This window comes from Streptomyces massasporeus (genome assembly GCF_014648995.1).
Taxonomy (GTDB): domain Bacteria; phylum Actinomycetota; class Actinomycetes; order Streptomycetales; family Streptomycetaceae; genus Streptomyces; species Streptomyces massasporeus.
This window is the reverse complement of record NZ_BMSE01000005.1, coordinates 224,239-237,625: the sequence shown is the minus strand read 5'-3', so window position 1 is coordinate 237,625 and position 13,387 is coordinate 224,239. Positions and strand designations below refer to the sequence as shown.

Sequence of the window (13,387 nt, the reverse complement as noted above, 5' to 3'; positions counted from 1 at the left end):
TTCACGAGGTCGGTGGCGGGTGCGCGCTGCACGCCGTCGGCCGGTGCGCGCCTCACGTCACGAAGAAGATCCCGGCGTCGGTGCCGGCCGGCGTGTACTCGGCGAGCCGGGCCCTGAGGCCGTCCTCGCGCTGCGGCCGGTACAGGTCGTGGAAGACGCCGAGTTCGGCGCCGTCGTCGGCGCCGCGCCGGATCTCCTCGGGGCAGCGGTCCGCGAGCAGCCCGTACCAGGGCGTGCCGTAGCGCTGGGAGGTGAACAGCGGCTTGGTGTCCGGGCAGCGGTGGCGGCGCGGGGTGCGCGAACCGGTGGGGACGTAGGAGTACCGCAGGCAGCCGATGCCGCGCCGGGCCACGTGGAGCCGGCCCGTGAGGACGCTGTTCTCCGCGATCTCCACGGCGTGCGTGTGGATCTCGCCGATGACGGTGGTGCGGTGCAGGTGGAGCACGGCGTGGGCGTGGCGGCAGTCGGGGGCGGAGAGGGCCTCGCGGTCGTCGGCGGTGGCGTCCAGGACGCTGTCGCGGATGTGGATGTCGAGGGTGTCCTCGCTCACCTCGTCGCCGATGACCTCGATGGTGCCGAGGATGCTGTGCTCGATCTGGAGGCACGCGGTGGTGCGGTCCAGGACGATGCTCGGTTCCTCGGGCGAGTGCGGTGCGCACCCGGGCTCCAGCGACCAGCCGGGTACGAGCGTGCTGTGCCGTACGACGACGGCGCCCAGGGCACCGGTGACGTTGATGCCGCGCCCGGCGACGAGCAGTCCGTCGAGCACGATCCGAGGCCGCTCGTGCGGGGCGCAGTCGTCGGACACCGCGCGGATGTTGAGGGCGTCGGGGCGGTTGCTGTACCAGTCGAGCAGCCGGATGACCGGGCGGGTTCCCTCGGCCGCGCGCACCTCGAGCCGGTCGCCGGGGTCGAGGTCGAAGTCCAGCTGCTCCTGGTAGGCGCCGCTGTGGGTGATCTCGACGATGCCGGCGGGGCCGGTGCGGCCGGCCCGGCGGTCGTGCTGCCAGGCCCGGTAGGCGTCCATGATCTGCCGGTGGGGCTGCCCGGGCCCGACCCGGTACACCTCGGCGTCCGGCCGCGGCTGCCGGTCCCGTTCGTACTCGCCGCCGCCCAAGTCGGCGGCGAAGGCGTAGTGGTGGTCGACCCACACGCCCTGCCGGGGCGCCGACCGCGAGCCGAACGCCATCCGGCCCAGCTCCGGGTCGACGGCCACCTGCCCGCGCCGGGGCCGGTAGCGCCAGTCGGACAGGTCGGCGACCACGATGTCGGACGGCGGGACGGGGTTGTCCTCGCCGTCGCGCCGGATGACGAAGCTCTTGCCGGGGCCGTAGTAGTCGAGCAGCCGGTCGTGCAGGAGGCGGCGGGTGATGAACGCCGGGACGTTGTCGACGCCGGCGATGTGCGTCGGCGAAGGCTCCGGGAACGGCTTGGTGACCAGGGGGGTGTCGTTGCCGAGGATCGAGAAGGTGTACAGGTTGCGGGCCCGGTCGATGCAGTAGGCCGGGGTGCGGGTCAGGGCGTACGCCTTCAGCCGCCACACGAACAGGGCGGCACCGGCCGGACTCCAGCCGCCCTGACGGTGCCGGGAGTCGGCGCGGCGGACGTCGACCGTCCGGGCCGTGTTCGCGAAGGGCCCGCCGCCGAGGGCGAGTTCGGCGCCGTCGCGCAGGTCGGTGAGGCGGCCGCGCCGGCCGCGATGGGTGCCGGTGCCGTGCAGCTTCACAGGCTGCGTGTGGGCGACCTGCCGGGACAGTTCGACGGCCCGGGCAGGCCAGGAAGCGACCTGCTCGGACAGTTCCTCCAGCAGGTGCAGGGTGCCCTTGCGGCGGCGGTTCGCGACCGTGGCGGCGACGTCCCGGCGGGGGGCGACGGCCTCGGCGAGGGCGGCCCGGCCGCCGTCGTGCAGGCCGGTGGTGAGGACGCGTTCGTAGCCGGGCAGGGTGCGGTAGCCGACGAGGTCGCCCAGGTACGGCAGCACCCAGGGCGCCGCCGTCTCCACGAACAGGTCCTCGTAGCCCTGCTGGACGCCGTCGCGGACGCGGTCGATCTGCTCGGCGATCACGGCGAGCAGCGCGCGCAGCGGCTCGCCCTCCTCGGCGTCGCGCAGCCGGTGCCGGCGGGGCAGCAGGTCGGCTAGCCCGTCCGGCTCCCGGGGCGCCGCAGGGGCCGGGGTCTCCAACCGGTGGTCCGGGGACATCACTTGACCTCCGTAAGGATCAGGGTGTCCGCGGCGCGGGGCGACAGCAGCGCGAGCTGGGCCGGGCGGATGCCGCGGAAGACGAACACCGACCGGCCCCGGGGCAGGCGCCGGGTGTCGGTGATGTCGGGGTTGAGACGCAGGAGTTCGGCGAGCGGGATCCCGTGCCGGGCGCAGATCTCCGACAGCGTCTCGCCGTCGTCGGCGCGAACCGTGTGGATCTTCTCGTCGTACGCCGCCGGGTGCGCCGGGACGGACGCCCGGGGCGGGCCGGGCCGAGTGAGGAGTGCGGTGAGTTCCTCCGCGGTGGCGGAGGCGGGTACGCCGGTGAAGACGTCGACGTCCACGTAGTCGACGCCGGGCACGGTGTGGGCGGTGGCCAGGACCTCGGAGAGGCGGGCAGGCCGGCCCAGCTCCCGGCCTTCGAAGCCGAGCCGGTGCAACAGGGCCTGCCGCAGCCGGGGTTCGACGTACTGCCAGGCGTGGTCGGGGGCGACCTTCACCTTCGCGGCGATCAGCAGCAGGACCGGTTCACGCCCGTCCACGCGGACCGGGAGGCCGGGGTCGCCGTACTCGGCGAGGGCGCCGCGCAGGGCTGTGAGCGTGTTCGAGTCGGGGGCGATCGGCACGTCGTCCGTGCCGGCGACCGTCACGTGCAGCACGCGCCGCCGCCCGTCGAAGAGTTCGCGTGCGGCGGCCCGGCCGATGCCGGCGCGGGAGCGGGCGAAGTCCTCGAAGTCGGACTCGGACACCAGCCGGTCCAGGGCCGAGACGGCCAGCGGAACCGTACGGCGGGTCAGGCCCGGGCCGTCGGCGTCGGCACCGCCGGTGACCGGGCGCGGGTTGGTGACCGCGGTGACGCCGAGCGGCCGGGTGAGGGGCTGCGTGATCCGGTCCGCCGGCATGTTGGCGGCCTTGCCGGTGCCGAAGCGGTAGCGGGCGCGGATGTTCTCGTGGCCGGAGGGCAGCCGGGCGCCGTGCACGCCGTCGCCGAAGGTCACGGTCGTCCGGCCGTCGGCCGTGGAGCCGGTGATGTAGACCCGCTCGGCCGGGCCGTGTCCGGCGAGGCTGTCGACCTCGTGCCACAGCACCCCGTCCACCCGGACCTCCAGCACGGGGGTGGCGCCGAGGGGGTTGTCGTCGGCGAGCCAGGTCAGCGGGGACTGCCAGAGCGCGAAGGTCTGGTTGACGCGGTCCGAGTCACCGCTGCCGACGGCCTCCTCGCGGCTCTCGCCGTGGGTGGCCTCGACGACGTTGCCGAGGACGCGGACCGTCTCGCGGCGGTAGCGGTGGGCCAGGTCCCCGGTGAGCACGAGCCGGGTGTGGACGTGGTCGCCGGGCAGCCGGGGGTCGACGGCCGGGTCGGCGGAGGCGATGGTCACGATCTCCGTGGCCTCGAGGCCGGCCACCCCCGGGATGTCGCTGCGCTCGCCCGCGACGACGAGCGTACGGCCGGGCCGCAGACCCTCGTACAGCTCGGCGAGTTCGATCTCGTTGCCGTGCACGTCCTCGCCGAGGGGTTCGTCCGCGAGGCGCAGGGGCTCTCCCGCGGCGTGCACGGTGGTGTCGCGGATGTGCGACAGCAGGACGTCGAACTCGTCCAGCCAGGGGTCGGCGAGGGTGAGTTCGGTGCCGCGGCCGGTGATGCCGTAGGTGGTGTACGCGGCCGTGCGGGCGGCCACCACCCGGGTGGTGACGAACGCCAGCTTCGGGTCGCCGGGGACGCCCCCGTCGGCGCCCTTGGCGGGCCGTCGGACGGCCACCCAGCTGCCGACGGTGATGCCGTCGTGCACGGTGTCCAGCTGGAGGGTGCGGCGGTTGACCGGCTCCGGCTTGCTGGCGATGACGACCTCGACGCCCGGCTCGGCGCTGCCCACCGTGTACTTGAGGCTGACCTCGTACTCGCCGTGGGTGAACTGCTCACCGGCCCCCGGCCGGAGGGCGATCTGCTGGGAGGTGCCGTTGTGCACGCCGACGTGGACCAGGCCCTCGTCGTCGGGCCGGGACACGAACAGCGTGCGCTCGGGCAGGCCGGCGGAGAGACGGGCGGTGACGCCGGGTTCCTGGGAGTCGGCGGGCCGCCGGTTGAGCCAGTTCAGGTCGCGGTCCTGGCCGGAGCGCACGGACAGCTCGATCCGGCCGGGTCCGAGCGTGAAGGTGACCGGCTGGGTGACGGGCAGGTTCTCGGCGCGCTGGTCGGAGCTGCTGCCCTCGACGTACTGGAACTCGGCCCGGACCGGCGTCTTGCCGGCCGTGTCGTACACGACCCGCATGGTCGCCAGCACCGCGCCGGTCAGGGGCCAGTCGGCGGTGCGGATGACCCGGCCGCGATCGTCCTGGACCGGCTTGAGCGGTGCCGTGGCGCCGAAGGGGGCCGCGGTGACGCGCAGGGCGAGCAGCTCGCGCAGGAGCTGCGGGGCGCCAGGGGCGGCGGCCGTGCGCCAGGCCGGGTAGAGGCTGCCGAGGCCAGGGTCGAGGGCGGAGAGGAGGCGTGCGGTGTCGGTACCCGGGAGCTGCCGCCCGGTGGTGCCCCGGGGCACGGGGGCGGTGGCGCGCAGGGCTGGTAGTACGGCGCCCAGGGCTTCCAAAGCGGCAGCCCGCGCGTCGCCCCCCAGGGGCGCGGGGAACTGCGCGATCAGCCCAGACGGCGCAGCAGACGGCAGACCACCCACCACCGCACCCTCCGCATCCGCCTGCGCCGGCGCCAACTCCAGAGCCCGCTCCGCGAGTTCGGCAAGCACCGCTTCCAACTGCCCGAACCACGCCGCCACGTCCTCATACGGAGCAGCCAGCACCTGCGCCTCACCCAGACGCGCAAGAGGCTCCGCGAGACGGCCCGCGAGCCGCTCGGGCGTCTTGACCCCGTCCAGGTCGTCACGGAGCGGTTCGAGGACCTGGTCCTCGAAGTCCTCGATCAGCCGGCTGACCGGACGCGGGTTGGGCACCTCCGGCGTGGGCGGCTCCTCCCCCGGCTCTCCCGGCTGAGCGGGCGCAGCCGTCCAGCGGCGTACCTCGTCGACGACCTCCTTCAGGCTCGGCGGCGCCGACTTCGGCAGGGAGATCGCCGTGACGTCGTCGTCCCGGTCGACCCGCGTCCTCGCCACGGGCAGCAGCTTGCGCGCACCGCCCGCGCCCTCCCCGAAGACGAACAGCAACTGATCGCCGGTCCGGAGGGAGAGCCCCGTGCCCTCGACGAACAGCTCCGAACGCTGGTCGAGGTCCTGCGGCGTGACGAGCGAGGGACGGCGGCGGCGGACCTTCAGCTCGTTGAAGTCCCAGCGGGCCGTCAGGTCCCGGGCGGTCTCGAAGGTGAGCGACGCCTCGTCGGCGGACGCGGGCACGCTGTGGCTGCGCGCACCGCGCGGGATCAGCACGTTCTGGGCCTCGGCGCGCGGATCGCGTTCGAGGGTGTACGCCAGGTGTGTGGCGGCGGCGACCCCGGGACGCGGGCGGTGTCCGACGAGCCGGCCGAGCAGCACCAGAGAGCGGTGTTCGTTCGCGGTGCGGATGTAGGCCTCGTCGGCGATCCGCTCGGTGTGGAAGGTGAGCAGGTCGCCGAGGACGGCCGTGGCGTCGAGCAGGCCGATCGCCGGGTCGTCCGGGGTGCGGACGGTGAGGTCGTTCAGCGCCGGGTGGGCGGGCGAGGCGAGCCGGTCGAGCAGGGCGGCCCGGAAGGAGCCGTACGCGCCGACGCGGTAGTCCAGCGCGGTGCGGCCGGGCGCGTTGTGCGGCGGGGCCGGAGCGAGGCGCTCGTCATGGCCGCCGCGGCAGGCACCGCCGCAACCGCACGCGTCGGTCGCGGTGACCGGGTGCGTGTCCGTCATCGGGCACCTCCCAGGGATATCGCCAGCAGGCCGTTCTCCGGCCGGTCCGGGTCGTTGTCGCAGGTGGCGATCTCCAGCGGGCCGAGCCGCAGCACGCCGTCCTCCCTCTCTCCTCGGTCTTGTTCGGACAGCCGCCGCAGCCTCGTGACCTCGACGCTCTCCACTCCGGGCACGGCCGCGGCGGCGGCGACCAGCCGGCTGAGCCGGACCGGTCCGCCGAAGGTCAGCGCGTCGGGGTGGAAGAAGCCGAGCCGCCCGCCCGGCAGCCGTCCGCTGCCCAGCACGCGGTACAACTCGGCGAGGATCTGCCCGTGCTGGTGGCCGGGTTTGGCGCACACGCGCAGGGCGATGTCGAGCGGCACCAGCCGGGCGGGCCCGACCACGAGGTCGTGGCCGATGCGCCGGTACGTCTCCAAGGCCTGGGCGACCGAGTCGAGCAGTTCGCCCGACGGGGCGGCGGTGCCGTACGCGTCGATCGCGATGTGCGCCTCCTGGACGCTGCCCGTCCAGCGGAGCTCGGCCGCCGCCCGCTGCACGCCCGGCAGGGCGCCCGCGAGGGCGGCGTAGTCCTCGGCGGTGACCGCGCGCAGCCGGGTGCGGCGCAGGTCGAGCGGGGCCAACTGACGTACCTGTCCGACGGGTTCGGGCTGGATGCCGCCGGTGGCCGGCAGCGGGTTGCGCACGACGGCGACCGGCGCCGCGCACGCGCCCTGCACGACGAGGTGGTTGATGGCTTCGGCGCCGACGTTGCCGGCCGTGCCGCCGCCGAGCCGGTGGCGCAGCTCCAGTCGGGAGCCGGGTGCGGGTCGCGCGCCGTGACGGCCGTCGCCGAAGCGCAGGGCCAGACGGCCGTCGTCCTCCAGTTCGCCCACGAAGTGCCGGTCGCGGGGGCCGCTGTCGAGCAGATCGCGGCGCGGCACCCAGGTCTCGTCCGTGCCGTGCAGGCGTACGGCGGGGAGAGCCCGGCGCGGGTCCTGGGCGAGGGCGGCCGTCGCGGGTCCGCGCAGCACCGTCTCCTCCGGGTGGAGTCCGGCTGCGTAGGCCGGGCCCCAGGCGTGGGCGACCTCCCAGGCGATGGGGCCGTCGAGCACGGTGCCCGCGCGGGCCCGGGCGGCCAGGATCTCGGCGCGGCGCACCTTGGTGGCGAGCAACTGGTCGCTGCGGTAGAGGAGTTCGCGCAGGGCACGGACCGGATGGGTGCGCAGTTCGAGGCGTTCCAGCACGTCCAGCCCGTAGACGACGGCGAGTTCGGCGATCTCCTGTTCGCCGAGGCCGTCCCGGTCGCGGGCACTGCGCCACAGCTCGACCAGCCGCTGCCGGACCCGGCCCGGGATGGCCGCGATGCGGGCCGCCTGCCCGGCGGCGACGGTGCCGGGGTCGGGGTACGGCACCGCCTGGGTGACGGGTGCGCGGCCGAGGATCGGGCGGAAGCGGGGCGCGATGCCCGGGTAGACCGACTGGGCGAGCAGGGTGCGCAGTGCGGCGGCCTGGGCGTACGCCGTGCCGGGCACGACCTGTTCGTGCCGCTGACCGGCGCTCTCCAGGCCGAGACCCGCACGGTGGGTGGCGGCCTCGCCGACGACGTCGAAGAGCTCGCGGACGTCGTCCGGCACAAGGGCGCGGCCCGAGCCGGCCTTGTCCGTGAGGGCGTTGACCAGACGCGCGGGCGCGTTGCCCTCCTCGGTGTCGTGGCAGCCGAAGGCGGGCCGGTCGCACACGGCGGCGATCGCGGGCACGGGCGGCACGGTGACCGCCTCGGGGAGGCCGGTCAGGGTACGTCCGTGGTCGACGAGGACGACGTTGCCGCGGGCGAGGGTGACGTCCTCCACGGGCAGGCAGTCGCGGCCGGCGCGAGTGGTGAGGCAGAGCGGGAAACGCAGCGCGTCCTCGGCGGCCCAGGTGACCTCCAGCACCGGCTGGTCCTCGATCCGGTCGACGCCGGGCGTGACGGAGGTGAGGCGGACGGCCTGGCGGTGTGCGGGGTCGGCGTCGCCCGGGGTGCCGGTGCGCGGGCCCCTCACCTCCTCCAGGACGAGCACGTCGCCCGGCCGCAGGGCCAGCCGGCGTTCCCGGCACGTCTCGGGGTCCGCCCACGCGTCCCGGAGGGTGGCGGCCGTGGCGCCCCGGGGCAGGGTGCACACCTCGCCGCCCCAGGTCCACAGCCGGATGGCGTTGTGCGCGACCCTCAGCTCCAGCGGGTCGGTGGCGACGACGGGTTCGAAGACCTCCACCGAGCCGCGCTCGTCGAGGTCCCCGAGGTCGGCTTCGTCGATCACGACGCCCGGCTCGGGGCGGTCGTGCGGGTCGAGGCTGCGCACGTCGACGGAGGCGAAGCGGAAGGTGCCCGGGGCGAGCACCTGGTCGTCCGCCGTCTGGAGGGTGACGTACGCGCGGGCGTTGCAGCCGTCGTGCATCGCGTAGTCGATGAGCCGCACGTGGCGGCGCACGGAGACGCGGCGGCGGGCGGTGTCGAGGTAGGCCTCGGTGGCGACGGCGTCCTGCTGGTAGCTGATCTGGTCGCCGGTGTAGGCGAGCAGTTCGACGAGGGTCACGCCCAGGTCGGCGGCGTTGCGCTCGACCCAGTCGGGGGTGGTGAGCGCGAGCCGGTCCAGGAGGAGCTTGCGGATGGTGTCGTAGTCGCGGGCCGTGTAGTCGATGACGGGTGCGGCCGGGAAGGACGGCTCCTCGCCCGGGGCGTCCTTGCAGTCGAAGGGGGTGGGGCAGTCGGGCCCGAAGGCGAACGTGGCGCTGTGGTAGCGCTGGTCGAAGCCGCGGTACGGCTCGGTGCCGGGCCGCCCGTACGGGTCGGTCTCGACGAGCGAGAGCCGGTAGCGGGAGGTGTCGCCGGCGCGGTCGAGCGTGACGTAGAGCCGGTCGTCGAGCTCCGGGTCCTCCTCGCGTTCGACGCTGACGTCGACGGCGGTGATGCCGGTGACGCGGCGGCCGCCGTCGATGCGGACGTTCTCGGGGCCGAGGCCGTGCGGGGCCTTGCCGAGGAAGGTGACGGTGAGCAACAGCCCGCCGTCGTCGGCCTCGACGGTGTCGACGCCGTTCAGCCGGGCGGCCCTCACCTTGCCGCGACGGGACGCGGTGGTGCCGGTGGTCATGCGGCGGCCCTCCCTTCGAAGACGTCGTCGCGCCGGGCGCCGGTGGCCCGGACGGCGTACGACAGGTACACGCGGACGGAGTGGTCCTCGCTGACGATGTCCAGGGCCGTCACCTCGATGAGGTCGCCGAGCCAGCGTTGCAGCGCGGCCTGCACGGACAGTTCGAGCGTGCTGATCAGCTCGGGGCTGCTGGGGGCGAACACCAGGTCCAGCAGCCCGCAGCCGAAGTCGGGGCGCATCACGCGCTCGCCGGGGCTGGTGAACAGCAGCTGCTCGACCAGGTCGTGGACGTGCTCCCCGTGCCGGGCATGGGCGGTGCGGCCGCGGCGGTCGGCGCGGAACGGGAACGCGATGTCGGAGCGGGGCCTGGTGGCCCGGCTGTCGGGGCTCATCGGACGGTGACCTTTCGCTGCGCGGCCTGGACGACGGGGGGTCCCTGCGGGACGAGGGCCGCGCTGAAGCACTGGGCCGCCGAGGTGTCGAGCAGGACGGGAACACCGTCGGCGGTGATGCCGGTGCGGCCGGCGGTCCAGCGGACGGTGACGCACGGCGACGGCACCCGGTCGACGGTGTGCGGGCAGCCGGTCACCACATAGCCGTGCGCGGCCGTGGCGACGGCGGCGCCCGCGACGCGCAGGCCCCCGGCGGGCGGTGTGGCGGCGGTGACGCGGCCGCCGTGCGGGCAGCCGATCACGGCGCCCGCGTCGAGCAGATTCCCGGACACGTTCTGTCTCCCCGTCTATCGCTTCGAGAGCACGGTCAACTGGCCCTCGTTGATGGTCACTTCGCGTCCACGCAGCACGATCTCGGCGCCCGCGCCGGTCGCGATGACCACGGCCTCCTTGGTGATGCGGATGGAGGCGCCGCCCTGGGCCTGGAGGAGGATGCCCTGTTCGGCGCCGGGTGTGTCGTTCATGACGAGCTTGTGCGCCCCCGGCGTCTGCACCACGACCGGCTTGCTCGGCGAGCCGGCCTGGAGTTCGCGGCGCGCGTCGGGCGGCAGCTCGTCGGCGGCCCCGTACCAGCAGCCCGTCCACACCGGGAAGCTCGGATCGCCCTGCTCGAACTCCACCCAGACGCCCGCGCCGGGCGGCGGCACCACGAACTGTCCCGACTGCGGCCCGGTGAACGGCAGGCAGGGCAGCGCCCAGGTGGACGGCTCGTCGCCGAGCACGTCCGGGACCTCGACGGTGACGCGGCCGATGCGCAGGGGGTCGTCGTTGTCGACGACCCGGCCGCGGAACTTGCCGAGGTAGCGATTGCTGGGTGCCGCCATGCTGAACTGCTCCTGTTTTCCGTTGGGCCGGCTCCTAGGGGGAATCCGCTAGGGCCGGACGTAGTCGCTGCGGGCTTCGAGCCCCTCCCGGGAGAGGGTGAAGTTCTGCTGGAACGAGCCCGGCCGCAGGTTGTGCGTGACGGACTTGACGTAGTAGTCGCCGTCGTAGGCGCGCCCGGCGCCCCGTACGCCGACGAGCTGGCGCGGCTGGAGGATGTAGCCGTGCCGGTTGACGTCGAGGGAGCCGGAGCCGGAGACGACGTCGGCGGAGACGGCCGCGCGGGCGAGCAGCTCGGCCTCGGCCTGCTCGCGCTGCTGCTTGGCGGTGCCGGACAGCGTCCTGCGCTTCAGGGCCGGGGTGGGGCGGCGGCCGAGGGGCGGACGCAGCGGGCTGATCGGCGGCTGCGGCAGCAGGGTGGACTGCCGGGTCCCCGGGTCCTGCCAGCGGGCCTGCGGTTCCTCCCGGGCCGTCCCGTCGTAGGCGAACGTCATCTGGTCGACGGTGGAGTGGGCGTCCAGGTTGACGTTGAGCGCGTGCTGGCGGATGCCGAGCCGGACCTCGGGGCCCCAGCGTGCCGACGACTGGCCGGGGTTGGGGCCCGGCTCCAGGTAGAAGGTGTAGCCGTTGGCGCGGGCGAGCTCGGTGACGTACTGGAGGTCGGTGCCGGTCTGGTAGTGCACCCGCAGGTCCTGGTGCGGGGGCTGGGCGACCTTCTCGGTGTAGACGTCGGGCCGGATGCCGTAGTCGGAGTAGCGGCGCAGGATGGCGAGCACTCGCTCGGACGGCGGCAGGTTGGGGTAGCGGGCGGTGCGCTCCTCCAGGTCCATGAGGAGGGTGAGGTCCTCACCGGTGACCGTGAGGGTGGAGTGGCCCGGCCGGTTGCTGGCGCCGACCTCCTGCCGTACGACGAGCCCGTCGAAGAGCACGGCGGGCGTGCCCCGCACGGTGACGGTCACGATCAGCCGGGTCTTCGGGTCGAAGAACCCCTCGGGCAGCAGCCGGCGGCTGATGATGCCGTTCTTGGTGAGGTCGAAGGCGAGCTGGAAGCCGCTGCGTTCGCCCGCGGTGGCGGTGATCTGGGCGGAGAGCAGGGCCTCGGTGACCTCGGCGGGCACGGGACGGGCGAGTTTGGGCCCCATCAGGAGGGTGATGTGGACGGGGCCCTGCCCCACGGGCAGGTCAAACACGCCGGCCCTCCTGCGGGAAGCCGCCGGCGAGGGGGATGTCGATGACGCGCCCGGCCTCGCCGGTCAGCTCCCGCGGATCGAGTACGGGGTTGGCGTCGGCGATCCGCCACCACTGGCCCGGGTCGCCGAAGTACCGCTGGCCGAGCAGGTCGGGGCGCTCCCCGGCGCCGACGGCATGCGGTGCGGCGTCCTGCCCGGCGTCGTCGAGCGGGGGCAGCAACCGGCGCTTGGTGTAACGCACTTCGGTGCCGTCGGGCTGCCGGTGCACCCCGATCTCGGCGTCGTGGTAGCGGCTGGTGCGCGGGTACGGGTGAGCGCCGGGTATGGCGTCCAGGGCGTTCTCGTACGGTTCGATGTCGGCCATGGTGTGGCTCAGCCCCTCCTGATCGATGCGCTCGCGCCCGCCGCCGTGCCGAGGCCGCCGCCGAGCCCCAGGGCGCCGAGGCTGCCGCCCCGGGCCGCGGCGGCCAGCCGCTCCTTCTGCGCGAGGTGTGCCATGTACAGATCGGCGCCGCGGTGCCCGGCGGGCAGGTCGCTGACGGTGAGGATCTTCATCCCGATGCTGAGCGAGGCGCGGATCGGGTTGAGGTTCACGTCGAACGCGGACTCGTTCACGGACAGCTCCGTCAGCCGCACGGGCATGACCCGCTTGCTCCCCCACGTGAACAGCGTCAGCGGCATCTCGATCGGGCTGATCTCGATGGCGCCCTTCTGCGACAGCCTGCTCGCGGCGCGCAGTTGGGCGGTGGTGGGCTGCACGAGCATCTCCAGCGTGGCCAGCTGGGGATGGATCCCGTCGGGCGCGGCGATCTCGAACTGATCGGTCGCGTCGATCTCGGCGGTGAACTTCCAGGTCTCCTGCGCGGGCCCCTTGAGCCGCAACGCCTCGTTCCGGTCCCCACTCCCGGTCCCCCCGCCTCCGGCGTCACCGCCGTCACCGGCCGACTGGGGGCTGACACTGCGTTCGAGGGTGTCCGGGTTGAACTGGAGCACGATGATGCGCTGCGGGGTACCGGTGTCGGGGTTGACGACGACGATGCCGGAGCGGATGGGTTTGGGGATGTCGGCGTAGCGGGTCACGTGCGCTCCCGGAGGCGGGCCTGCAGGTCCGTGTAGTCGTGGTCGGGGAAGAGACGGGGGAAGACGTCGAGCATTTCTCCCAGCTCGTCCCCGAGACCCACGAAGTCGTCGTCCGCGAAGGAGACGTCGCAGAACAGGAACTGCCAGCCGAACGTCCCTTTGGTGAGCGTGAGGGCGTCGAGATAGCGGCAGTGGTCGAGGGCCATCCGGAAGCCGCCCAGGTTGTAGTGGAAGTCGTGGTACCAGATCTCCGGGGTGGGGGTTTCCGGGGTCAGGCGCAGCGCCGCGAAGGCGCCCGTCCCGCTCACCGGGTGATCGTCCAGCACCCTGAACTCCGCGTACCGCTGCCGTTCGTCCTGGGTCATCAGCTCGGTCGCCGTCGGCGGCGCCTCGGTGGCAACCACGGCCGGCAGGTGCACGACGCAGAACTCTCCGGAGAGGCCGTTCTCCGAATCCTCCATGCTCCAGCTGGCCGAGCACTGCTCGAAACGGACGAAGCAGTCCTTGAGCGCGCTGTCCAGGGAGATACCCGTGGACGCGGTGATGGCGGCGAATGCCGCGTCGATGTCCTCACACGCGGGGTCGACGACACCGGGCAGGGCGTCGTACACCTCGAATGCGGATGCCTCTCGCAGTTCGCTCATCATCATCCGCAGTCGTCGTTCTGCGGGGTTCAGGTCGGTCATGGGCTAGCTCCGTTCGTCGGGCGCGG

At 73.8% G+C, this 13,387-nt stretch carries 10 protein-coding genes; all 10 read right to left on the bottom strand.

Translation table 11 applies throughout. The features are described 5' to 3' along the window. Positions 1–52: 52 nt before the first annotated feature. From IE153_RS14795 to IE153_RS14750, 10 genes are read right to left on the bottom strand one after another with little or no spacing between them, the layout of a single operon-like run. Positions 53–2,200: a hypothetical protein gene (locus IE153_RS14795; protein ID WP_189590166.1), complete on the bottom strand. Its 2,148-nt coding sequence runs from the start codon at positions 2,198–2,200 to the stop codon at positions 53–55. Then, positions 2,200–6,024 carry a putative baseplate assembly protein gene (locus IE153_RS14790; protein ID WP_189590165.1) on the bottom strand — a complete coding sequence of 1,275 codons (3,825 nt, stop codon included), beginning with the start codon at positions 6,022–6,024 and terminating at the stop codon, positions 2,200–2,202. The genes IE153_RS14795 and IE153_RS14790 overlap by 1 nt, the downstream gene beginning before the upstream one ends. Then, on the bottom strand, positions 6,021–9,131 hold the full coding sequence (locus IE153_RS14785; RefSeq protein ID WP_189590164.1) for a putative baseplate assembly protein: 3,111 nt from the start codon (positions 9,129–9,131) through the stop codon (positions 6,021–6,023). The genes IE153_RS14790 and IE153_RS14785 overlap by 4 nt, the downstream gene beginning before the upstream one ends. Then, positions 9,128–9,523, bottom strand: a complete 396-nt coding sequence (locus IE153_RS14780) for a GPW/gp25 family protein (protein WP_189590163.1) — start codon at positions 9,521–9,523, stop codon at positions 9,128–9,130. The genes IE153_RS14785 and IE153_RS14780 overlap by 4 nt, the downstream gene beginning before the upstream one ends. Next, complete coding sequence (locus IE153_RS14775; protein ID WP_189590162.1) at positions 9,520–9,855, bottom strand: hypothetical protein; 336 nt, start codon at positions 9,853–9,855, stop codon at positions 9,520–9,522. Before IE153_RS14775 ends, IE153_RS14780 begins: the two co-directional genes overlap by 4 nt. A 15-nt stretch (positions 9,856–9,870) precedes the next feature. After that, entirely contained in the window at positions 9,871–10,407 is a 537-nt protein-coding gene (locus IE153_RS14770; RefSeq protein WP_189590161.1) for a phage baseplate assembly protein V, read from the bottom strand. A gap of 48 nt (positions 10,408–10,455) precedes the next feature. After that, the gene (locus IE153_RS14765) at positions 10,456–11,595 is read right to left on the bottom strand and encodes a hypothetical protein (protein ID WP_189590160.1); all 1,140 of its coding nucleotides are present in this window, start codon (positions 11,593–11,595) and stop codon (positions 10,456–10,458) included. Continuing rightward, positions 11,588–11,959, bottom strand: coding sequence for a hypothetical protein (locus tag IE153_RS14760; RefSeq protein ID WP_189590159.1), 372 nt, complete (start codon positions 11,957–11,959; stop codon positions 11,588–11,590). The genes IE153_RS14765 and IE153_RS14760 overlap by 8 nt, the downstream gene beginning before the upstream one ends. Positions 11,960–11,967: 8 nt before the next feature. Further along, a complete protein-coding gene (locus IE153_RS14755) occupies positions 11,968–12,675 on the bottom strand; it encodes a hypothetical protein (RefSeq protein ID WP_189590158.1) in 708 nt (235 codons plus the stop codon). Beyond that, positions 12,672–13,361, bottom strand: coding sequence for a hypothetical protein (locus IE153_RS14750; RefSeq protein WP_189590157.1), 690 nt, complete (start codon positions 13,359–13,361; stop codon positions 12,672–12,674). Before IE153_RS14750 ends, IE153_RS14755 begins: the two co-directional genes overlap by 4 nt. Between the last annotated feature and the right edge of the window lie 26 nt (positions 13,362–13,387).